At 70.7% G+C, this 20359-nt stretch carries 21 protein-coding genes and 2 tRNA genes; 17 read left to right on the forward strand and 6 right to left on the reverse strand.

The genetic code is table 11. The annotated features are described in order from the left end of the window. Window positions 1–10: 10 nt before the first annotated feature. The gene (locus tag BM333_RS13225) at window positions 11–817 is read left to right on the forward strand and encodes an undecaprenyl-diphosphate phosphatase (protein WP_092312595.1); all 807 of its coding nucleotides are present in this window, start codon (window positions 11–13) and stop codon (window positions 815–817) included. A 4-nt stretch (window positions 818–821) separates the two neighbouring features. On the opposite strand, the gene BM333_RS13230 is transcribed toward BM333_RS13225, so the two are convergent. Then, complete coding sequence (locus BM333_RS13230; protein ID WP_092312598.1) at window positions 822–1790, reverse strand: complex I NDUFA9 subunit family protein; 969 nt, start codon at window positions 1788–1790, stop codon at window positions 822–824. A gap of 174 nt (window positions 1791–1964) precedes the next feature. On the opposite strand from BM333_RS13230, the gene BM333_RS13235 reads away from it, so the two are divergent. The 5 genes from BM333_RS13235 (at window position 1965) to lptB (ending at window position 4715) form a co-directional block, all read left to right on the forward strand. Beyond that, window positions 1965–2051, forward strand: a tRNA-Leu gene (locus BM333_RS13235). A gap of 106 nt (window positions 2052–2157) precedes the next feature. Continuing rightward, on the forward strand, window positions 2158–2772 hold the full coding sequence (locus BM333_RS13240; RefSeq protein WP_092312601.1) for a ribonuclease D: 615 nt from the start codon (window positions 2158–2160) through the stop codon (window positions 2770–2772). Further along, window positions 2772–3428 (forward strand): LPS export ABC transporter periplasmic protein LptC, encoded by a 657-nt coding sequence (gene lptC, locus BM333_RS13245; RefSeq protein ID WP_092312604.1) that lies wholly within the window; start codon window positions 2772–2774, stop codon window positions 3426–3428. The genes BM333_RS13240 and lptC overlap by 1 nt, the downstream gene beginning before the upstream one ends. A 2-nt stretch (window positions 3429–3430) precedes the next feature. After that, window positions 3431–3901 carry an LptA/OstA family protein gene (locus tag BM333_RS13250; protein WP_245777274.1) on the forward strand — a complete coding sequence of 157 codons (471 nt, stop codon included), beginning with the start codon at window positions 3431–3433 and terminating at the stop codon, window positions 3899–3901. 19 nt (window positions 3902–3920) lie between these two features. Further along, a complete protein-coding gene (gene lptB, locus BM333_RS13255; RefSeq protein ID WP_092312610.1) occupies window positions 3921–4715 on the forward strand; it encodes an LPS export ABC transporter ATP-binding protein in 795 nt (264 codons plus the stop codon). 33 nt (window positions 4716–4748) lie between these two features. Here lptB and BM333_RS13260 read toward each other — a convergent pair whose 3' ends face one another. Continuing rightward, on the reverse strand, window positions 4749–5312 hold the full coding sequence (locus BM333_RS13260; RefSeq protein ID WP_092312613.1) for a hypothetical protein: 564 nt from the start codon (window positions 5310–5312) through the stop codon (window positions 4749–4751). Window positions 5313–5401: 89 nt separating this feature from the next. Here BM333_RS13260 and rpoN point away from each other — a divergent pair, with 89 nt between their 5' ends. The 3 genes from rpoN to BM333_RS13275 all read left to right on the forward strand — a co-directional run bounded on the left by rpoN (window position 5402) and on the right by BM333_RS13275 (window position 8221). Beyond that, window positions 5402–6931, forward strand: coding sequence for an RNA polymerase factor sigma-54 (gene rpoN / locus BM333_RS13265; protein WP_218151466.1), 1530 nt, complete (start codon window positions 5402–5404; stop codon window positions 6929–6931). A gap of 82 nt (window positions 6932–7013) precedes the next feature. Continuing rightward, window positions 7014–7679, forward strand: a complete 666-nt coding sequence (hpf, locus tag BM333_RS13270) for a ribosome hibernation-promoting factor, HPF/YfiA family (RefSeq protein ID WP_092312616.1) — start codon at window positions 7014–7016, stop codon at window positions 7677–7679. Window positions 7680–7753: 74 nt separating this feature from the next. Then, a complete protein-coding gene (locus tag BM333_RS13275; protein ID WP_092312619.1) occupies window positions 7754–8221 on the forward strand; it encodes a PTS sugar transporter subunit IIA in 468 nt (155 codons plus the stop codon). Between the two features lie 23 nt (window positions 8222–8244). Here BM333_RS13275 and BM333_RS13280 read toward each other — a convergent pair whose 3' ends face one another. The 4 genes from BM333_RS13280 to BM333_RS13295 all read right to left on the reverse strand — a co-directional run bounded on the left by BM333_RS13280 (window position 8245) and on the right by BM333_RS13295 (window position 9894). Beyond that, window positions 8245–8502, reverse strand: coding sequence for a DUF1150 family protein (locus BM333_RS13280; protein WP_092312622.1), 258 nt, complete (start codon window positions 8500–8502; stop codon window positions 8245–8247). An 85-nt stretch (window positions 8503–8587) separates the two neighbouring features. Further along, window positions 8588–9007: an Hsp20 family protein gene (locus BM333_RS13285; protein WP_092312624.1), complete on the reverse strand. Its 420-nt coding sequence runs from the start codon at window positions 9005–9007 to the stop codon at window positions 8588–8590. Between the two features lie 155 nt (window positions 9008–9162). Beyond that, window positions 9163–9238, reverse strand: a tRNA-Ala gene (locus tag BM333_RS13290). Between the two features lie 179 nt (window positions 9239–9417). Then, complete coding sequence (locus BM333_RS13295; RefSeq protein ID WP_092312627.1) at window positions 9418–9894, reverse strand: TIGR02300 family protein; 477 nt, start codon at window positions 9892–9894, stop codon at window positions 9418–9420. Between the two features lie 133 nt (window positions 9895–10027). On the opposite strand from BM333_RS13295, the gene aroA reads away from it, so the two are divergent. The 8 genes from aroA (at window position 10028) to BM333_RS13330 (ending at window position 20318) form a co-directional block, all read left to right on the forward strand. Next, entirely contained in the window at window positions 10028–11332 is a 1305-nt protein-coding gene (gene aroA, locus BM333_RS13300; RefSeq protein WP_281246062.1) for a 3-phosphoshikimate 1-carboxyvinyltransferase, read from the forward strand. Further along, complete coding sequence (gene cmk, locus BM333_RS13305) at window positions 11329–11979, forward strand: (d)CMP kinase (protein ID WP_092312630.1); 651 nt, start codon at window positions 11329–11331, stop codon at window positions 11977–11979. Before aroA ends, cmk begins: the two co-directional genes overlap by 4 nt. A gap of 154 nt (window positions 11980–12133) precedes the next feature. Next, window positions 12134–13837, forward strand: coding sequence for a 30S ribosomal protein S1 (rpsA, locus tag BM333_RS13310; RefSeq protein ID WP_092312633.1), 1704 nt, complete (start codon window positions 12134–12136; stop codon window positions 13835–13837). A 235-nt stretch (window positions 13838–14072) separates the two neighbouring features. Next, window positions 14073–14363 (forward strand): integration host factor subunit beta, encoded by a 291-nt coding sequence (locus BM333_RS13315; RefSeq protein WP_092312636.1) that lies wholly within the window; start codon window positions 14073–14075, stop codon window positions 14361–14363. Window position 14364: 1 nt separating this feature from the next. Beyond that, window positions 14365–14787, forward strand: a complete 423-nt coding sequence (mscL, locus tag BM333_RS13320) for a large-conductance mechanosensitive channel protein MscL (protein WP_092312639.1) — start codon at window positions 14365–14367, stop codon at window positions 14785–14787. A gap of 83 nt (window positions 14788–14870) precedes the next feature. After that, a complete protein-coding gene (locus BM333_RS16015) occupies window positions 14871–15524 on the forward strand; it encodes a hypothetical protein (protein WP_177221897.1) in 654 nt (217 codons plus the stop codon). After that, on the forward strand, window positions 15430–17037 hold the full coding sequence (locus tag BM333_RS13325) for a Y-family DNA polymerase (RefSeq protein WP_177221898.1): 1608 nt from the start codon (window positions 15430–15432) through the stop codon (window positions 17035–17037). The genes BM333_RS16015 and BM333_RS13325 overlap by 95 nt, the downstream gene beginning before the upstream one ends. Next, on the forward strand, window positions 17034–20318 hold the full coding sequence (locus BM333_RS13330; RefSeq protein ID WP_245777275.1) for an error-prone DNA polymerase: 3285 nt from the start codon (window positions 17034–17036) through the stop codon (window positions 20316–20318). Before BM333_RS13325 ends, BM333_RS13330 begins: the two co-directional genes overlap by 4 nt. Window positions 20319–20359 lie beyond the last annotated feature (41 nt).

Below are 20359 nucleotides of genomic sequence, written 5' to 3' on the forward strand. Positions count from 1 at the left end.
AGGGGCGCGCATGGCGGACTGGCTGGCGGCGATCATTCTCGGCCTGGTCGAAGGCCTGACCGAGTTCATTCCGGTGTCGTCGACCGGCCACCTGCTGCTGCTGGGCCACTTCCTCGGCTTCGAGAGCACCGGCAAGACCTTCGAGATCGTCATCCAGCTGGGGGCGATCCTCGCCATCATCAGCGTCTACTTCACGCGCCTGTGGCGACTGGCGACGCGCTGGCCGACCGATCCCCGGGCGCGCCATTTCATCATCGGGGTGATCATCGCCTTCCTGCCGGCGGTGCTGGTCGGGGTGCTGGCCTACGATCTGATCAAGACGGTCTTCTTCGAGACGCCGCTGATCGTCTGCATCGCCCTGATCGTCGGCGGGGTGCTGCTGCTGCTGCTCGACCGGATGAAGAAGGTCCCGACCTATCTGGACGTGAACACCTACCCGTTCCGGGTCTACTTCCTGATCGGCCTGTTCCAGTGCCTGGCCATGATCCCGGGCGTGTCGCGCTCGGGCGCCACCATCGCCGGCGGTCTGCTGCTGGGGACCGACAAGCGTTCGGCCGCCGAGTTCACCTTCTTCCTCGCCCTGCCGACCATGGGGGGGGCGGTGGTCTATGACCTGTACAAGAACCGGGACGTGCTGGACTTCACCGACGCGGGGCTGATCGCCATCGGCTTCGTGGTCGCCTTCCTGACCGCCCTGGTGGTGGTGCGCTTCCTGCTCGACTTCGTCACCCGGCACGGTTTCGCGCCCTTCGCCTGGTGGCGGATCGCGGTGGGGGTGCTGGGGCTGGCCGGACTGGCGCTGACGGGCGCCCTCTGAAGCGTCAGGCCGCGGCCTCGGCGAACTGTCCGCCGCGGCGGTAGCGCCACAGATAGGACGCCGCCACGGCCTCGATGCCGGTGGGCTCGACGCCGAGATCGGCGAGCGTCCGGGCGTCCGGCGCCACGACGTTGTCAGTCTCCAGCAGCACGACCTGGTCGCGGGTCAGCATCGGCTTCAGGCCAACGAGGGCGGCCAGCTGGGCGACGCCGCCCATCATCCGTGCGGCGAAGAAGGGCAGGGGCAGCAGCGGGCGCGAGCGGTGGGTCTCGCGCATGATCAGGCGCAGGATGTCCTCGAAGGTCATCACCGCCGGACCGCCCAGCTCGTAGGTCTCGCCGGCGGCTTCCGTGCGCGACAGGGCGGTGGCGATGGCGGCCGCCACGTCGCCGACGTAGACCGGCTGGAACTTCGTCTGTCCGCCGCCGATCAGCGGCAGGGCCGGAGACCAGCCGGCCATCGAGGCGAACTTGTTCAGGAAGTCGTCGCCGGGGCCGAAGACGACCGAGGGGCGCACGATGGTCGCGTCCGGTTTGACCTCGCGCACAGCCATCTCGGCCTCGGCCTTGCTGCGGGCGTAGTCCGACTCGCTCTCGGGATTGGCGCCGATGGCCGAGATGTGGACCAGCCGGTCGACGCCGCCGGCGGCGCAGGCCTCGGCGATGTTGCGCGCCGCCTGCACGTGGGCGGCGGCGAAGGTGTTGCGGCCGGTCTCGTACAGCACGCCGATCAGGTTGACGGCGGCGTCGGCGCCGCGCAGCGCCTCCTCGACCTGGGCCGGGTCCGTGGCGTCGCAGCGCGTGGTGTAGATCTGGCCGACGTGGCCGGCGGTCTGCACCTTGAAGGCGCGGTCGGGGCGGCGGACGGCCACGCGGATGCGCCAGCCGCGCCGGGCCAGCGCCTGCACGACCTGGCTGCCGACGAAGCCCGAGCCGCCGAAGACGGTGACCAGACCGGGCGCGACTTCGCTCATGATGCACTCCGCGAGAGACAGGGCGCCGGCGCGAAACCGGCGTTGCGGCGGGGATTAGACGATGCCCGCGAGGGCCGCAACGCAAAGGCGACAAAAGCCTGTTGACCCGCATCGGGCCCTGCCTTAAGGGTCCGCGCCTTCCGGACGGAAACGCCTCGCGGCGTCGACGTCTGGGCCCAGATGGCGGAATTGGTAGACGCGCTGGCTTCAGGTGCCAGTGGCTTAACGGCCGTGGAGGTTCGAGTCCTCTTCTGGGCACCATCTTTCGAAACGGCCCCCCTCGACCGAGGCGGGGCCGTTTCTGTTTCCGCCCTATCGCCTCGCGCGCGGCGCTCGGCTAGTTGAGGGCCAGGAGAGTTCGAAGCCCATGACCGTTCACCTGCATGAGGGCGATCTGCCCGCCGATCTCGACCTCGGCCCGGTGGTGGCCGTCGACTCGGAGACCATGGGCCTGCGCTACCGCCGCGATCCGCTGTGCGTGGTGCAGCTCTCGGCTGGCGACGGCGAAGCCCATGTGGTGCGGCTGAACCGCCCGGCCTACGACTGTCCCAATCTCAAGCGCCTGCTGGCCGATCCGGCGGTGCTGAAGCTGTTCCACTTCGGCCGCTTCGACATCGCCATGTTCCAGCTGCACCTCGGCGTCGAGACCCGGCCGGTCTACTGCACCAAGATCGCCTCGAAGCTGGCGCGCACCTACACCGACCGCCACGGCCTCAAGGACGTGGTGCGCGAATGCGCCGGCGTCGAACTGTCCAAGGCGCAGCAGAGCTCCGACTGGGGCGCGACCGAACTGACCCCGGCCCAGCTGGAGTACGCCGCCTCCGACGTCCTCTATCTGCACGCGGTCAAGGCCCGGCTCGACGAGATGCTGGAGCGCGAAGGCCGCACAGAGCTGGCCCGTCGCCTGTTCGACTTCCTGCCTGTCCGATCCGCCCTCGATCTCGCCGGCTGGGACGAGATCGACATCTTCGCCCACGCCTGATGACCGAGCCGGCCGACACCCGCGCCGCCGAGGACGAGGCCCGCGTCGCCGCGACGGCCGAGGCCTTCCGGGTCCGGTCGCGGCGGGTGCGGCTTATGCGCCGGCTGCTGCCGGTGCTGATCGTCATCCTCGCCGGCGGCACGATCAGCTGGATCGCCCTGCGCACCGTCATGTCCGACGTCGAGCGCAAGGCCGGGACCAGCCGCGAAGTCACGTTGGAGAAGTCCCGCTTCCTCGGCCAGGACGCCGAAGGGCGCAGCTTCGTGGTCGGCTTCGAGCGCGCCGTTCGCGACGGCCAGACGGGTCGCTACCGACTGGTCGGCCCTGCGCTGCGACTCAACCTCGGCGGCCGCAAGGTCACCACCCTGACCGCCGACGGCGGAACCTACGACGAGACCGCTCGCACTGTGACCATCGGGCCGAACGTGCGCATCTCCGACGGCGGCTCGGGCTTCACCCTCGTCACGCCCGAGGCGGTGGTCGATACCCGCACCGGCATCGTGACCGGCGCGAAGGGCGTGCAGGGCTCCGGGCCCCTTGGAACCGTGACCGCTTCGTCCTATGCGATCTATGAACAGGGCGAACGGGTCGTGTTCAGCGGCTCGGGCGATAACAAGGTCCGGGGGACCATCAACGCGGCGGGGTCGGACGGATGAGCATGAGCAGACTTCTCGCGGCCGCGGTTCTCGGCCTGTCCCTCGCGGCCTTGCCGACGATCGGCGACGCCCAGAGCTTCCAGGCCGGCCAGCCGATCATGTGGGGCGCCGACGAGGTGGCGCGCACGCCGACGACCCTGTCGCTGCGCGGCCGGGCGGAACTGACCCAGGGCGACAGCCGCATCCGCGCCGACCGCGTCGAGGGGACGATCAGCGACGGCGACCTGACCCGGGTGGAGGCGACGGGCAACGTCTATTTCGTCACCCCGGAACAGACCATCCGCGGCGACCGCGCGGTCTACACCCCGGCCAACGACACCATCGTCCTGACCGGCGACGTGATCCTGACCCAGGGCGAGAACGTCATGACCGGGGCCAGCCTGACCTACAACACGCGCACCGAGGCGGCGCAGATGGACGGCGGGTCGAACGGTCGCGTGCAGGGCGTCTTCTATCCCGAGAGCGGGGACTGAGCCCCGGCTCGGAGGACGCGTGGCGCGCAAGGAACTCTCCGCCCTCAACGTCCATGACGCCGTCGTCCCCGAGACGCCGGCCGGGGCGCCGCACCCGACCGGCCTGCGCGCCGAGCATCTGGCGCGATCCTTCGGCCCGCGGCAGGTGGTGCGCGACGTCTCCCTGACGGTGCAGCGCGGCGAGGTCGCCGGCCTGCTCGGCCCCAACGGGGCCGGCAAGACGACCTGCTTCTACATGATCACCGGCCTGATCCCGCCGGACTCGGGCCGGATCTTCCTCGACGGCGAGGACATCACCGCCCAGCCGATGTACCAGCGCGCCCGCATGGGCCTGGGATACCTCGCGCAGGAAGCCTCGATCTTCCGCGGCATGACGGTCGAGAACAACGTCCGCGCCGTGGTCGAGCTGCACCATACCGGCCGCCAGGCGATCGAGGACGAGGTCAGCCGGCTGCTCGAGGAGCTGCGCATCGACCATCTCCGGCATGCGCCGGCCTCCGGCCTGTCCGGGGGCGAGCGGCGGCGCTGCGAGATCGCCCGGGCGCTGGCCGGCAAGCCGTCCTTCATGCTGCTCGACGAACCGTTCGCCGGCATCGACCCGCTGGCCATCGCCGACATCCGCCAGGTGATCCGCTACCTGGCGGGGCAGGGCATCGGCGTGCTGATCACCGACCACAACGTGCGCGAGACCCTCGACATCATCGATCACGCCTCGATCATCTCGGGCGGGGCGGTGCTGTTCGAGGGCAAGGCCGAGGATGTGATCCGCGATCCGGAAGTGCGCCGGGTCTACCTGGGCGACATGTACGGCTGAAGCCGCGGGGCGGCTCGTTTCCCGCTCTGTACATCAGAGGATGTAGGCGAGGACGTATCTCGCCACGAGCGCCGCCATGGCGAGCCGGGCCCAGAACGGGTCTCGTACGAACATGGCGATAGTCATGAGACATAACAACAAGGCGGTCAGGGCGATTGGTAAAGCGGCGCGCAATCGCACCGCAAGCTCGGGGACGCTCGCGTAGAAGGCCAGTTGCACCAGCAGCAACGCGAGCATCACCCCGATGACGATCCGGCGCACGCGGAAGAAGTGGACGTCGAGGTCGACGGCGTCCTCGAGGGAGCGCGGGAAGACGAGGGAGGAGGCGAGATAGTAGCTGCCAGCGAAGACTGTCACGGCCATCAGGACGAAGCCCGTGACGTCGATGACGTCGCGGCTCACCCAGGCCGCCTGCCAGAACGACAATAGATCCAGCACGACAAAGGCCCCCAGGAGGGGGGTGAGCCAGCCGATGCGGAAAGCCTTTCCAATCCGCAGTCGAGCCTCAAGCGCCCGGGCCAGGCCGCCGAGCACCTCCGCCAGCGATAGGCCGAGCAGCAGGCCGAAGAGCGCGAAGGTGAACTCGAAGTCCGACATGGCTGTCCCCCGGCCCCGGGCTCTCCGGGGCCCTTAGACCCTCGTTAACCGCTTCGGCCACAGGGTGGCCGCAGCAAGTTTCGGGCCACATGGCCCGCGGGGGTTGGGCGGTGCTCGGGCAGAGGCTGGAGATCAGGCAGGGGCAGGGGCTGGTCATCACGCCCCAGCTGCAGCAGGCGATCAAGCTGCTGCAGCTGTCCAACCTGGAGCTCGAAGCCTTCGTCGAGGCCGAGCTGGAGCGCAATCCGCTGCTCCAGCGCGAGGACGCCGAACCGGGCGAGGCCAATGACGCCCTGCCGGAAGCGGTTGAGGCCAGCGACCGCACCGAGATGAGCTTCGAGGACGGCCGCTCCGCCGACGCCGCCGATGCGGTCGACGCGCGCGCCGACGACGTCTACGGCGACGCCGCGCCGGGCGAGCGCACTTCGGACCGCATGTCCGACGAGGCCCAGCCCGGCCTTTCGGACTGGTCCCGCGCCGGCTCCGGCGGGGGGGCTCCGGACGGCGAGGGGCGCGAACAGCCGGACACGCGCGAGGCCACCCTGTGGGAGCATCTGCAGGCCCAGGCGTCGCAAGCAGGCCTGTCGGCGGCAGACCACGCCATCGCCCTGACCCTGATCGACATGGTCGACGAGGGCGGCTACCTGCGCGGCGATCTGGCCGAGGTCGCCGACCGGCTGGGCGTCGAGCCCGCCCGCGTCGAGGCCGTCCTGACCGTCTGCCACGGCTTCGAGCCGACCGGCGTCATGGCCCGTTCCGTCCCCGAATGCCTGGAGCTGCAGCTGGCCGAGCGGAACCGCTTCGACCCGGCCATGGCCGTACTGCTGGACAACCTCGACCTGCTGGCGAAGCGCGATCTGGCGGGGCTGCGCAGGCTCTGCGGCGTCGACGCCGAGGACATGGCCGAGATGATCTCCGAACTGAAGGCGCTGACGCCCCGGCCCGGGGCCGGCTTCGGCGGCGAACCGGCCCAGACGGTGATCCCCGACGTCCACGTCCGGCCCGATCCGGCCGGCGGCTGGAAGGTCGAGCTGAACTCGGACACCTTGCCGCGGCTGATCATGGACAAGCGCTACCACGGCGTGGTGGCCTCGGGAGCGCGCACGGACACCGAGAAGACCTTCGTCGCCGACTGCGCCGCCCAGGCCAGCTGGCTGGTCAAGTCGCTGGACCAGCGGGCGAAGACCATCCTCAAGGTGGCCTCCGAGATCGTCCGCCAGCAGGACGCCTTCCTCGCCTTCGGGGTCGAGTTCCTGCGGCCCCTGACCCTGAAGACCGTCGCCGACGCCATCGAGATGCACGAGTCGACGGTCAGCCGGGTGACCTCCAACAAGTATGTCTCCACCCCTCGCGGCGTGTTCGAGCTGAAGTTCTTCTTCACCGCCGCCATCCAGTCGTCCGACGGCGGCGCGCTGCATTCGGCCGAGGCGGTCCGCCACCGGATCCGGAGCATGATCGACGGCGAAGGTCGCGACGGCGACGTCCTGTCGGACGACCGGATCGTCGAACTGCTCAAGGAGGCGGGGATCGACATCGCCCGCCGCACCGTCGCCAAGTACCGCGAGGCCCTGCGCATCCCGTCGTCGGTCCAGCGCAAGCGGATGTTGCAGACGGGCTGAGGGTTTCGCTCCTGCGGCGAACCGTCACCACAAAACGGTGATCAGCGTTGACACCAACCGCCGGCCGGAGCGTTCTACGGACATGCAAATCCAGGTCAGTGGCAAGCAAGTCGATGTCGGCGAAGCGTTAGGCTCGCGCATCACCCAGGAACTCCAGGACGGGATCGGCAAGTACTTCGAACGAGGGGCCCAGGACGCCGAGGTGATCGTCGCCAAGGAGGGTCACAGCTTCAAGGTCGACTGCTGGGTCCGGCTGGCCTCGGGCCAGGTCGTCTTCACCTCCGGTCTCGCCGGCGACGCCCACGCGGCCTTCACGGAAAGCCTCGACAAGCTCGAGAAGCGGGTGCGTCGCTACAAGCGCCGGCTCAAGGATCACCACGCCGGCCCGCGCCACCTGTCGCCCGAGAAGACGGAGATGGCCGCCCGCGAGGTGGCCCGCAGCATCGTCCTGCGCGATCCCGACTCGGTCGAGGACGAGGCGTTCGGCGAAGCCGGCCGTCCCGACGAACCGCCGCCGGTCGGCATGGTCATCGCGGAGACCGAGACCGAGATCCGCACCATCACCGTGGGGCGGGCCGTGGCGGAGCTCGACATGACCGGCTACCCGGTGGTGGTGTTCCGCAACGCCGCCCACGGCGGGCTGTCGGTCGTCTACCGGCGACCCGACGGCAACGTCGGCTGGATCGACCCGGAACGGACCACCAGGGCGCTCAATGGACACCGTTCGGTAAGCGATCCGGACGCATAATGCTTCCCACAACGAGGCGGGTCGTCTACACGGCGCCCGCCCGTCCGGGATGATCGGGTAAGGTCGGGGTTCTCATGGACATCGGGGATTTGCTGGCGGACGGCGGGGTCGTCCTGCGCAGCGGCGCATCGTCGAAGCGTCAGGCGCTCCACGTCGTCGCCGACGCGGCCGCGCCGGCCTTGGGCCTGCCGGAAGACAAGGTGCTGGAGGCCCTGCTCGAGCGGGAGGCGCTGGGCTCCACCGGCCTCGGCGCCGGCGTGGCCGTGCCGCACGCCCGCCTGGAAGGTGTGGAGCGGGTGACGGCGGTGTTCGTCCGTCTGGATACCCCGGTCGCCTATGGCTCGGTCGACGATCGGCCAGTGGATCTGCTGTTCGCCCTGTTCGCCCCGCCCAGAGCCGGCGCCGATCATCTGCGCGCCCTCGCCGCGGTGTCGCGGGCCCTGCGCTCGTCGGAGATGCGCGAGCAGCTGCGGCAGGCCCGCACCGCCGACGCCATCCGCGCCCTGTTCGTGCGCGACAACGCCCCCGCCACGGCGGCCTGACACCAGGCCGCCCCCGGCGAGGATCAGTGGACGGAGACGGGCTCCAGCTCGTGGGCCACGGCGGTCGCGAAAGCGGTCTCGCGATCCATCATCACCGCCAGCCGCTCGCCATCGGCGCCGTGCACCGCATAGAGGGTCGCCTCAGGGTCGATGGACAGCCCCTGGATGGCGGCCACGGGGGTGTCAGCCAGGATGTCCGCGGCCCGGATCTCGCGCACATACACCAGATCGGGGGCGCCGAGGTCGGCGAAGTCTTCCCTTGTCATCATCATCGGCGTCATCAGGACCGCCTCCTTCACTCTACTAACGCGCCGGCCGGCGCTGTGGTTCGGCCCCGTCAGCGGCGGCCGATGGAATCGACGGCCCTCAGCCCGTCGTGATCGGGATCCGGCGGACCGCCGGCGTGTCTTCGGGGCGGCTCATGTCGACGTGCAGCAGGCCATGCTCCAGCCGCGCGCCGTTGATCTCCAGCCCGTCGGCCAGCACGAAGCTGCGCACAAAGCCGCGGCCCGCTATGCCCCGGTGCAGGAAGGCCTGGTCGGCCTTCCCCGCCTCCTCGCGCTTGCCCGCGATGGTCAGCTGGCGGCCTTCGAGGGTGATGGACAGATCGTCCGGCCCGAAGCCCGCCACGGCCAGGCTGATGCGCACGGCGTGCTCGCCCCGTTGTTCGACGTTGTAGGGCGGATAGCTGTCCGCGGCGGCGCGGGCGGCCCGGTCGATCAGGGCCCGCGTGTGATCGAAGCCGAGCAGGAACGGGCTGTCGAACAGGATGGTGCGCGTATTCACGTCTCGTGCCCCCGAAGCAGGCGTTGCGACCGTCCGCGCCTCCCGCAATCGGCAAGGCGCCGGTCGGGCTTCAGATGGGGTGGGCCCGGCCGCTCTTCAACGGACGGCGCCGGCCGGAAAAGGCGAAGGCCCCGCGGTATCCCGCGGGGCCTTCATGGTGGAGCTAAGCGGAGTCGAACCGCTGACCTCTTGAATGCCATTCAAGCGCTCTACCAACTGAGCTATAGCCCCGAACCTTTCGGTCGGATCGCCGGGGGTATTGGTGTTCGCCCCCCGGCGAGGCGGCGGAACCTATGTCAGGGCTTTTCGGCGATCAAGCCCGGTTCCGACATTTATTTTCGCCCCTTCAGGAGACCTCCCGGAGAGGCGTCAGGGCGGCGCCGACGAAGGCCGGAGCCGCCCCTCTGATCCTAGTCCTCGTCCTTCTCGGGCTTGACGATGTCCTCGTCGAAGGAGTCGTCGTCCTCGTCCTCGATGAAGGGCACGGAATCGTCGTCGTCGTCGTCGCCGAGCACGTCGTCGTCGTCGCTCGCCTCGCCCATGCCGGGCTCCTCGGTCGGGTCGACGGCGTCGTCGTCGTCATCGTCCGGCGTGAGGATCGGCTCGTGGCCTTCCTCGTCGATCTCCGGGGCGGTGACGGTTTCGTCCTCGTCCTCGTCCTCGGCGGCGGCCTTCTTCTTGTCGACCTGATCCTCGGCGTCCTCTTCCGGCGTCTCGTCCGGCGCGTAACCGCCCGGGCGACCGCGGCGGTTGCGCAGCTTCAGCGCTTCTTCCGGATCGAAGTCGGTATCGCACTTCGGGCAGTGTGCCGGGCGACGGTTCAGGTCGTAGAATTTGGCCTGGCAGTTCGGACAGACCTGCTTCTGGCCCAGTTCGGGATTGGCCACGGGGGCGCCTCGCACGGTGTGGGAATTCGGGCGGCTCCCTTGCCACCCCTTGGGGCCGCTGTCAAAAGCCATCTCCGCGCGCCCGCGCCCCCCAGCACCGTCCGGAGACCGCCGGGTGACGACCCCCTCCCATCTGACCGCCCGCCGCAGCCGGGCGCTGTCCGGCAGGACGCGTGCGCCGGGCGACAAGAGCATGTCGCACCGCGCCCTGATCCTCGGGGCGATGGCGAGCGGGACCACCGAGATCGACGGCCTTCTGGAGGGCGACGACGTGCTGGCCACGGCGCGCGCCGTGCAGGCCTTCGGCGCGGGCGTCGAACGGACCGGCCCGGGTCGCTGGCGCGTGACCGGGCAGGGCGGCTTTCGTCAGCCGGACAGCCTCATCGACTGCGGCAACGCCGGCACCGGGGTGCGCCTGCTGATGGGCGCGGCGGCGGGCTATCCGGTCTCCGCCGTGTTCGACGGCGACGCCTCGCTCAGGAAGCGCCCGATGAAGCGGGTCGCCGGGCCGCTGGTTGAGATGGGCGCGCGCCTGGACTGGCTGGGCGAGGAGGATCGTCTGCCGGTGCAGGTGAGCGGCGGGGCGCTGGCCGCGATCGACCACACCCAGTCTGTCGCCTCGGCCCAGATCAAGTCCGCCATCCTTCTGGCGGGCCTGAACGCCGACGGCGTGACCACGGTGGCCGAGCCGGAGAGGAGCCGCGACCACACCGAGCGGATGTTGCGCGCCTTCGGAGCCGAGGTCGGGGTGGAGGCGGTCGGCGAGGGCTGGCGCGTGTCCCTGCGCGGCGGGCAGCGCCTGACCGGAACCGCCGTCTGGATCCCCGGCGATCCGTCCTCCGCCGCCTTTCCGCTGGCGGCGGGCCTCGTCGTCCCCGGCTCGTCGGTGACCGTCGAAGGCGTCATGCTGAACCCCCTGCGCACCGGCCTGTTCGAGACCTGGCGCGAGATGGGGGCGGACCTGACGATCTCGAATCGGCGCACGGCGGGCGGCGAGGAGGTCGGCGACGTGACGGCGCGGCATTCGGAGCTGTCGGGCGTGGTCGTGCCCGAGGCTCGGGCGGCTTCGATGATCGACGAATATCCGATCCTCGCCGTCACGGCGGCCTTCGCCGAGGGCGAGACGGTGATGCGCGGCGTGGGTGAGATGCGGGTCAAGGAAAGCGACCGCATCTCCCTCATGGTCGCCGGTCTGCGCGCCTGTGGGGTGGACGTCGCGGAGGAGGCGGAGGGGTTCGTCGTCGCCGGCGGCGCCGTGCCGGGCGGGGCGACCGTGCACACCGCCCACGACCACCGCATCGCCATGAGCCATCTGGTGCTGGGACTGGCGGCCGAGCGGCCGGTCGCGGTCGACGAGCCGGACATGATCGCCACCAGCTTTCCGGGCTTCGTGGAGTTGATGCGCGGGCTCGGGGCCGATATCGCGGCCTCCACATGAGCGCCGCCCTGATCATCGCTGTCGACGGACCCGCCGCTTCGGGCAAGGGCACCATCGCCGCGCGGCTGGCGAAGCTCTACAGCCTGCCGCATCTCGACACGGGCCTGTTGTACCGGGCTGTGGGGATCGGCGTGCTCGACGCCGGCGGATCGCTCGACGATGCGGAGGCCGCCGAAGGCGTCGCGCGGTCGCTCGACGCCAGCCACCTCGTCGATACGGAGCGCCTGACCAGCCGGGGCGCGGGCGAAGCGGCCAGCCGGGTGGCGGGCCATCCGGGCGTGCGCGCCGCCCTGCTGGCGTTCCAGAAGACCTTCGCCGGCCAGCCCGGCGGCGCCGTCCTCGACGGCCGCGACATCGGCACCGTCATCGCCCCGGAAGCGCCTGCCAAGCTTTACGTCACGGCGACGCCGGAGGTGCGGGCCATGCGGCGCTGGAAGCAGCTGACCGGCCGGGGCGAGACCATCGCCTTCGAGGACATGCTGGCGGACATCGTGAAACGCGACGAGCGCGACGCCGGCCGCGGGGCCGCGCCCATGGTGCAGGCCGCCGACGCCGTCTTGCTGGACACGACCGATATGGATATAGAGGCAGCCTTCGATGCGGCCCGCCGTATCGTCGAAGCGGCGCGCGTCCGGCACGGTCTGTAGACCCCCCGGACTAAACCAAACGCTCCGTCTTCGAATTCCGCGGGCGTTCCGGCGATCCTTCGCCTCGCATCCCGACGACCTGTCTCACAGTCCACCACCTTGCGCGGGGCCGTCCGGCCGCGCGCCATAACCCTTTCTCCAACCCAAGAGCTACATGACCGACACCCTCTCTCCCACCCGCGACGATTTCGCCGCCCTCCTCGACCAGCAACTGCAGGGTCGCGACCTCGGCGAAGGCCAGGTCGTCCACGGCCGCGTCGTCGGCATGGAAAAGGACATCCTGATCATCGACGTCGGTCTGAAGACCGAAGGCCGCATCCCGGCCCGCGAGTTCGGCATCGGCGAAGGCGCCGTGATCCCGAAGGTCGGCGACAACGTCGAGGTCTATCTGGAGCGCGTCGAGAACGCCTTGGGCGAGGCGGTCATCAGCCGTGACAAGGCCCGCCGTGAGGAAGCCTGGACCCGTCTGGAAGTGGTCTTCGCCGACGGCCAGCCGGTCAACGGGGTCATCGTCGGCCGCGTCAAGGGCGGCTTCACCGTCGACCTCGGCGGCGCCTCGGCCTTCCTGCCGGGCTCGCAGGTCGACATCCGCCCGGTGCGCGACGTCGCCCCGCTGATGGGCAAGGAACAGCCCTTCGCCATCCTCAAGATGGACCGTCCGCGCGGCAACATCGTCGTCTCGCGTCGCGCCATCCTGGAAGAAGCCCGCGCCGAACAGCGCACCGAGCTGGTCGGCCAGCTGCAAGAGGGCGAAGTCCGCGAAGGCGTGGTCAAGAACATCACCGACTACGGCGCGTTCGTGGATCTGGGCGGCATCGACGGCCTGCTGCACGTCACCGACATGTCGTGGAAGCGCGTCTCGCACCCGTCGCAGGTCCTCGCCGTCGGCGACACCGTCAAGGTCCAGATCGTCAAGATCAACCCGGACACCCAACGCATCAGCCTCGGTATGAAGCAGCTGCAGGCCGACCCGTGGGATGGCGTGGAAGCCAAGTATCCGGTCGGCGCCAAGATGTCGGGCCGCATCACCAACATCACCGACTACGGCGCGTTTGTTGAGCTGGAAGCCGGCGTCGAAGGCCTGGTCCACGTCTCGGAAATGTCCTGGACCAAGAAGAACGTCCACCCCGGCAAGATCGTCTCGACCTCGCAGGAAGTCGACGTCGTCGTGCTGGACGTCGACGCCTCCAAGCGCCGCATCTCGCTGGGCCTGAAGCAGGCCCAGGACAATCCGTGGGACGCCTTCGTCGCCGCCAACCCGATCGGCTCGACCGTCGAGGGCGAAGTCAAGAACGCCACCGAATTCGGCCTGTTCATCGGCCTCGACAACGACATCGACGGCATGGTCCACCTGTCGGACCTCGACTGGAACGTGTCGGGCGAGGAAGCCATCCAGCGCTACCGCAAGGGCGAGACCGTCAAGGCCAAGGTGCTGGACGTCGACGTCGAGAAGGAGCGCGTCTCGCTGGGCATCAAGCAGCTCGGCGGCGATCCGATGGAAGGCGACACCTATCGCAAGGGTCAGCAGGTCACCGTCACCGTGACGGCGATCGAGACCGGCGGCATCGAGGTGAAGTTCGGCGAGGACGACGCGCCGGTCACCGCCTTCATCCGCAAGTCGGACCTGTCCCGCGACCGCGCCGAGCAGCGCACCGAGCGCTTCTCGGTCGGCGACCGCGTCGACGCCATGATCACCTCGGTGGACAAGGCCTCGCGCCGCGTCTCCGTCTCGATCAAGGCGCTCGAGATGAAGGACGAGCAGGAAGCCATCGAGCAGTTCGGCTCGTCGGATTCGGGCGCTTCGCTGGGCGACATCCTCGGCGCGGCGCTGCGCGAGAAGGCCGGCTCGAAGGAGTAAGGTCTTCCGCCACGACGGAATACGATGGGGCGGCCGGAGCGATCCGGCCGCCTTTTTCGTGGTCCGTGGGGCGGATCGGGCGTGTACGGTGGACGACAGTTAACCCATATTTCTACGCCCGAACCGGCAGTTGGCCCTTTTTCGCCCGACGCGCGACGGCTAGGGTGGGGTTGCATCCCGCGCTCGGATGCACCCGTATGGGTCCGGGGCAGGACTGAACTGGGTGGGGGGCCGAATGATCAAGTCCGAGCTGATCGAAAAGCTCGCTTCCGAGAACACCCATCTGACCCACGCCGAGGTCGAACGGGTGGTCAATGTGGTGCTGGGCCGGATGGTCGACGCCCTGGGCGAGGGCGGGCGCGTGGAGCTGCGCGGTTTCGGCGCCTTTTCGGTGCGGGGCCGGCCCGCGCGCGCCGGGCGCAACCCCCGCACCGGCGAGCCGGTCGAGGTCCCGGCCAAGGCGGTGCCCTTCTTCAAGAGCGGCAAGGAGCTGCGCGAGCGGCTGAACGCCTCCGGGGACGCCTGATATGGGCATGGCGTCGGAGTTCCGGGAATTCATCGCCCGGGGCAACGTCATCGACCTGGCCGTCGGCGTGATCATCGGCGCGGCCTTCAACGACATCGTCAAGAGTCTGGTCGACCAGGTGGTGATGCCGCCGGTCGGCCTGCTCACCGGCGGGGTCGACTTTTCGCGGCTGGAGTGGGTGCTGCGGCCCGAGAATCCCGCCACCGAGGCGGTGGAGAAGGTCGCGATCCAGTACGGCGCCTTCATCAACACCCTGATCCAGTTCGTGATCGTGGCTCTGGTGGTTTTCCTGCTGGTCAGGGGGATCAACCGGTTGCGCCGCCAGCAGGCGGCCGCGCCCGAGGCGACGCCGGCGGCGCCGACGCCGACCGAGACCCTGCTGGCCGAGATCCGCGACGAGCTGCGCGCCCGCCCGAAGGGTTGACGGCTTTCCACAGCCGGCGGATTCCCCGTTTGACTCTCGGGAGGCGCGGGAACAAAAAGAGAACGATCTCTTTTGGACTCCCCATGACCCCCTCGCCCTTCGCATCGCCGGAGCGCTTTCCGGAGGCGGCCGCGCCGCTGGAGGAGGCGTGCGCGCCCCTGCCGCGGGACATAGGCGCGGCGCTGGCCTTCGCCCTGTCGCGGCGGCCCGTGGCGGATGCGCGGCCGGTGCTGCTGGCCCTGACCCGCGCCTGGCTGGGCGAATACGGGCGTCCCTTTGCGTCAGGGCTGGCGGGGCCGCCCCCGATCCTCGTCGGTGCGACGACGCCGGCGGAGGTGTTGTGGGCCCTGGAGCAGGGGCTGCGCTCGGGCGCCGTGTCGCTGGCGGTGGGCGCGGTCGGCGACGCCACCCTGGCGCAGAGCCGGCGGCTGGAGTTCGCGGCCCGCCACGGCGGCGCGGTCGGCGTCACCCTGTCGCGCGGTCTCGAGGGACTGAGCGCCGCCCGCCGGCGCTGGCGCGTCTCGACCCTGACGAGCGCGGGCGACCGCGATGATGCGCGCGCGCCCGGGTTGGCGCGGCTGGGGGTCGAACTGGTGCGGGGACGGGGGGAGCGGCCGGGGACGTGGATTCTGGAGCAGGATGATGAGACGCATCGTCTCCGTCTGGCTGATCGATTGGCCGGTGTCCGTCCGGCGGCGATCGCTGGAACGGGCGCACGCGCCGGCCTCGCCGCCTGAGCCCGCCCTCGACCCCCGCCAGCCCTTCGCCCTGACCCTGAAGAACGGCCGGGGCGCGGTGGTGCTGCACGCCCTCAATCCTGCCGCTCGCGCCGCCGGCCTGCGCCGCGGCCAGGGGCAGGCCGACGCCCTGGCCATGCTCCCGCACCTCGCCTGTCAGCCGGCTGACCCGGCCGCCGACGACCGGGCGCTGGAGGCGCTGGCGATCTGGGCCGAGCGCTGGTCGCCCTCGGTCAGCCTCGATCCCTCGCCCAACGGTCTGGAGGGGCTGTTCCTCGACGTCACGGGGGCGGGACATCTGTTCGGCGGCGAGCGCGCCCTGCTGGCCCAGATCCGCGAGCGACTGGCCGAAGCGGGGATCGCCGCCCGCGCCGCCGCCGCCCCGACGCCAGGCGGGGCCTGGGCCCTGGCGCGGTGGAGCGATCCGGACGGCCCTGCCCCGGTGGTGGGACAGGAGCGGCTGCGGGAGCGGCTGGCCGAGCTGCCGCTGGCGGCGCTTCGGCTCGACGCCGCCGCCCTGGCGCAGGCCCGGCGCTTCGGGCTCAAGCGGATCGGCGACCTTTACGCCATGCCCCGCGCCGGCCTGGCGCGGCGCTTCCGGGGCACGGGCGGGGTCGAGCTGGTGCGCCGGCTGGACCAGGCGCTGGGCTACGAGGGCGAGGCCCTGACGCCGGTGCGGTCGCCGCCCCGTTATCGCGCCTGGCAGGCCTTCGCAGAGCCGCTGGGGGATCTCGCGGGCGTGGAGGCGCGACTGCCGGAACTGGTCGACGATCTGGCGGCGGCGCTGGAGCGGGACGGGCAGGGCGCGCGCAGCCTCACCCTGACCGGCTTCCGGACCGACGGGGGAACCACGTCGCTGGCGATCCGCACCGGACGGCCGGGACGGGAGCCGTCGGTGTGGCTGCGCCTGTTCCGCGAGGCCGGTCTGGGCCGGCTGGAGCTCGGCTTCGGCATCGACGCCCTGATGCTGGCCGCCGAACTTGTCGAGCCGGTCCTCGCCCGCCAGACCGCGCTCCACGACGAGGCGGCGCGGCAGGCCGAGGGCCTGGCGGCGCTGGTCGACCGCCTGTCGGCCCGGCTGGGCGAAGACCGGGTGCTGGCTCCCGAACAGGTCGACAGCTGGATTCCCGAACGGGCCGAGCGCTGGCGACCGGCGCTGGCGGGTTCGCCCGCGCCGCTGGAGGGCGACCCCGGACGGCGGCCGATCCTGCTGTTCGATCCGCCCGAGCCCGTCGACGCCATCGCTGAACTGCCCGACGGGGCCCCGGCCCGCTTCACCTGGCGGCGGCTGTCGCGGCGGGTGATCCGCGCCGACGGGCCCGAGCGCCTGTCGCCCGAGTGGTGGCGGCCGGCCGGGGACCGCCGCACGGTCCGCACCCGCGACTACTATCGCGTCGAGGACGAGGCCGGCGGTCGCTACTGGCTGTTCCGCGAGGGGCTGTATGGCCGAGAGTACGGCGGGGGCGAGGGCGAGCGGGCGCCCTCATGGTGGATGCACGGGGTGCTGCCGTGAACGGCTGGAACGGCGCCTACGCCGAGCTGGGCGTGATGACCAACTTCAGCTTCCTCGAGGGCGCGTCGCACCCGGGCGAGCTGATGCTGCAAGCCAGGGCGCTGGGGCTGGCGGCGGTGGGCGTGGCCGACCGCAACACCTTGGCCGGCATGGTGCGGGCGCTGATGGGAGCGGAGGAGGCGGGGTTGCCGCTGGTGGTCGGGTCGCGGCTGGGCTTCGTCGACGGGACCGAACTGATCGTGTTTCCGCGCGACCGGGCGGCGTACGGCCGCCTGTGCCGCCTGCTGTCGCTGGGCAAGAGCGAGGCGGTGCCGCAGCCGGGCGTCGATCCCGACGCCGAACGCATCCCCAAGGCGGAGACGCGGCTGAGCTTCGAACAGGCTGTGGCGCTGGGCGAGGGGCTGATCGCCTTGGTCCCCGCGCCGGAGCGGCCCGACGCGGCCTTCGAGGCGCGGCTGGCGGCGTGGCGGCGGGCCTGGCCCGACGACCTGTATCTGGCCGCGGCTCCGCTGTGGCGCGGGGACGACCGGCGGCGGCTGAACCGGCTGGCGGCGATGGCGGAGCGGACCGGCGCGCCGATGATCGCCACCAACGCCGTGCTCTACCACCACCCGGACCGGCGCCGGCTACAGGACGTGCTGACCTGCGTGCGCGAAGGGACGACCATCGATCGCGCCGGCCGCCGGCTGCAGGCCAATGCCGAACGGCATCTGAAGCCGCCGCCGCAGATGGCGCGGCTGTTCCGCGGTCACGAGGCGGCGCTGGAGCGGACCATGGAGGTGGCGCGGGCCTGCCGCTTCTCCCTGCGCGAGCTGGAGTACCAGTACCCCGACGAGCCGGTGCCTGACGGCTGGAGCGCCCAGCGGCGGCTGATCCGCCTGGCTTTCAGGGGCGCGCGAGAGAAGTGGCCCGACGGCGTCCCGGACAAGGTTCAGCGGACCATCGTCAAGGAACTGAAGCTGATCAAGCTCTTGAAATATCCGAACTATTTCTTGACCGTGCACGATATCGTCGCCTGGGCCCGATCGCAGCCCCAGCCGATCCTGTGCCAGGGGCGGGGGTCGGCGGCCAACTCGGTGGTCTGCTTCTGCCTCGGCGTCACCAATGTGAACCCGGCCGAGCAGGACGTGCTGATCGAGCGCTTCATGTCGGCCGACCGCGACGAGCCGCCGGACATCGACGTCGATTTCGAGCACGAGCGGCGCGAGGAGGTGATGCAGTACGTCTACCGCCGCTACGGTCGCGACCGGGCGGGCATCGTGGCGACGGTGATCCACTATCGGCCGCGTTCGGCGATCCGCGACGTGGGCAAGGCGCTGGGCCTGACCGAGGACGTCACCGCCCGCATGGCCGACACCGTCTGGGGCGGGTGGGGCGACGGGGTGAAGGCGGAGCACGTCGATGGCGCCGGGCTCGACCGCGACGACCCGCGCCTGGCCCTGGCGCTGGAGCTGACCGCCGAGCTGATCAAATTCCCCCGCCACCTGAGCCAGCATGTCGGCGGCTATGTGCTGAGCCAGACGCCGCTGATCGAGATCGTGCCCGTCGGCAATGCCGCGATGGAGGATCGGACCTTCATCGAATGGGACAAGGACGATGTCGACTTCCTGGGCCTGATGAAGGTCGACGTGCTGGCGCTGGGGATGCTGACGGCGATCCGGCGCGGGTTCGACCTGATCGAGGGCGCCTACGGACGGCGCTTCGCGCTGGACACGGTCCCGCAGGAGGATCCGGCGGTCTACGACATGCTGTGCCGGGGCGACTCCATCGGCGTCTTCCAGGTCGAGAGCCGGGCCCAGATCGCCATGCTGCCGCGACTGCAGCCGCGCACCTTCTACGACCTCGTGGTGGAGGTGGCGATCGTCCGCCCCGGACCGATCCAGGGCGGCATGGTCCACCCCTATCTGCAGCGGCGGAAGGAGAAGCGCGAGGCCGAGGCGCGGGGCGAGCCCTACGTCGTCGACTTCCCCCATCCGGCCCCCGAACATGGCGACCGCGACGAGTTGCGGCGGGTGCTGCACAAGACCCTGGGCGTGCCCCTGTTCCAGGAACAGGCCATGCGCATCGCCATGGAGGCGGCGCGGTTCAGCTCGAAGGAGGCCAACGGCCTGCGCCGGGCCATGGCCACCTTCCGGCACATGGGCACCATCCACGAGTACGAGGAGATGTTCGTCGGCCGGATGATCGCGCGCGGCTATCCGCCGGCGTTCGCGCAGAGTTGCTTCGAGCAGATCAAGGGATTCGGCGAGTACGGCTTCCCCGAGAGCCACGCCTGCTCGTTCGCCCACCTGGTCTACGTCTCCGCGTGGATGAAGCGCCACTGGCCCGAGGCCTTCACCGCCGCCCTGCTGAACAGCCAGCCGATGGGCTTCTACGCCCCCGCCCAGCTGGTCCGCGACGCGCGCGAGCACGGGGTCGAGGTGCGCCACCCCGACGTCAACGCCAGCGGCTGGGACGCCGCGCTGGAGCCGCGCGACGGGCGGAAGCGCCGGGCCCTGCGGCTGGGGCTGCGCTCGATCGACGGTTTCCGGCAGGCGTGGGCGGACGCCATCGTCGCGGCGCGGGCCGCGGGTCCCTTCGCCGACGCGGAGGACCTGCGGATGCGGGCGAAGCTGCCGCCCTCGGCGCTCGACCGACTGGCCGAGGCGGATGCGCTGGGTTCGCTGCAGCTGAGCCGGCGGCCGGGGATGTGGTCGGTGAAGGGCGCGCCGCCCGCCGCCTCGGCGCCCCTGTTCGAGGCCATGGGTCTGGTCGAGACCGACGGCCGCCCGCCCGAGGCCCTGCCGGAGCTGGCGCCGTCCGAGGAGGTGGTCGGCGACTACCAGTCGATCCGCCTGTCGCTGAAGGGTCACCCGGTCGCCTTCCTGCGCGAGCGCCTCACGCGGGCGGGGGCGGTGACGGCGGAGGATTATGCGCGCCTGCCCGACGGGCGGCGGGTGCAGGTCGGCGGGGTGGTGCTGGTCCGCCAGCGGCCGGGCACGGCCAAGGGGGTCTGTTTCATCACCCTCGAGGACGAGACCGGCGTCGCCAACCTGGTGCTGTGGGAGCGGGTGTTCGAGGCCTTCCGCCCCACCGCCATGGGGGCCCGCATGGTGGTCGCGAAAGGGCGGGTGCAGCGGGCCGAGGGGGTCAGCCACCTGGTGGTCGAGGAACTGGTCGACTGGACCGCCATGCTGGGCGACCTCACCCCCGACCGGGCGCCCGGCTCGGCGCACGAGCCGGCGCGGGGACGGCATCCGCGGGACGTGCGGGTGCTGCCCGGATCACGGGACTTTCACTAGGGGGAACCGTGTCCTCCGCCGTGATTTCCCCCTGCAGCAGG

The sequence above is a fragment of the Brevundimonas viscosa genome, from assembly GCF_900116065.1.
GTDB classification, from domain to species: domain Bacteria; phylum Pseudomonadota; class Alphaproteobacteria; order Caulobacterales; family Caulobacteraceae; genus Brevundimonas; species Brevundimonas viscosa.

What these genes read in the sequence shown, in the direction of transcription:
- BM333_RS13225 (WP_092312595.1), top strand. Translation starts at nt 11, where the DNA reads ATGGCGGACTGGCTGGCGGCGATCATTCTCGGCCTGGTCGAAGGCCTG.
- BM333_RS13230 (WP_092312598.1), bottom strand. Translation starts at nt 1,790, where the DNA reads ATGAGCGAAGTCGCGCCCGGTCTGGTCACCGTCTTCGGCGGCTCGGGC.
- BM333_RS13240 (WP_092312601.1), top strand. Translation starts at nt 2,158, where the DNA reads ATGACCGTTCACCTGCATGAGGGCGATCTGCCCGCCGATCTCGACCTC.
- lptC (WP_092312604.1), top strand. Translation starts at nt 2,772, where the DNA reads ATGACCGAGCCGGCCGACACCCGCGCCGCCGAGGACGAGGCCCGCGTC.
- BM333_RS13250 (WP_245777274.1), top strand. Translation starts at nt 3,431, where the DNA reads ATGAGCAGACTTCTCGCGGCCGCGGTTCTCGGCCTGTCCCTCGCGGCC.
- BM333_RS13260 (WP_092312613.1), bottom strand. Translation starts at nt 5,312, where the DNA reads ATGTCGGACTTCGAGTTCACCTTCGCGCTCTTCGGCCTGCTGCTCGGC.
- rpoN (WP_218151466.1), top strand. Translation starts at nt 5,402, where the DNA reads ATGGCCCGCGGGGGTTGGGCGGTGCTCGGGCAGAGGCTGGAGATCAGG.
- hpf (WP_092312616.1), top strand. Translation starts at nt 7,014, where the DNA reads ATGCAAATCCAGGTCAGTGGCAAGCAAGTCGATGTCGGCGAAGCGTTA.
- BM333_RS13275 (WP_092312619.1), top strand. Translation starts at nt 7,754, where the DNA reads ATGGACATCGGGGATTTGCTGGCGGACGGCGGGGTCGTCCTGCGCAGC.
- BM333_RS13280 (WP_092312622.1), bottom strand. Translation starts at nt 8,502, where the DNA reads ATGACGCCGATGATGATGACAAGGGAAGACTTCGCCGACCTCGGCGCC.
- cmk (WP_092312630.1), top strand. Translation starts at nt 11,329, where the DNA reads ATGAGCGCCGCCCTGATCATCGCTGTCGACGGACCCGCCGCTTCGGGC.
- rpsA (WP_092312633.1), top strand. Translation starts at nt 12,134, where the DNA reads ATGACCGACACCCTCTCTCCCACCCGCGACGATTTCGCCGCCCTCCTC.
- BM333_RS13315 (WP_092312636.1), top strand. Translation starts at nt 14,073, where the DNA reads ATGATCAAGTCCGAGCTGATCGAAAAGCTCGCTTCCGAGAACACCCAT.
- mscL (WP_092312639.1), top strand. Translation starts at nt 14,365, where the DNA reads ATGGGCATGGCGTCGGAGTTCCGGGAATTCATCGCCCGGGGCAACGTC.
- BM333_RS16015 (WP_177221897.1), top strand. Translation starts at nt 14,871, where the DNA reads ATGACCCCCTCGCCCTTCGCATCGCCGGAGCGCTTTCCGGAGGCGGCC.
- BM333_RS13325 (WP_177221898.1), top strand. Translation starts at nt 15,430, where the DNA reads ATGAGACGCATCGTCTCCGTCTGGCTGATCGATTGGCCGGTGTCCGTC.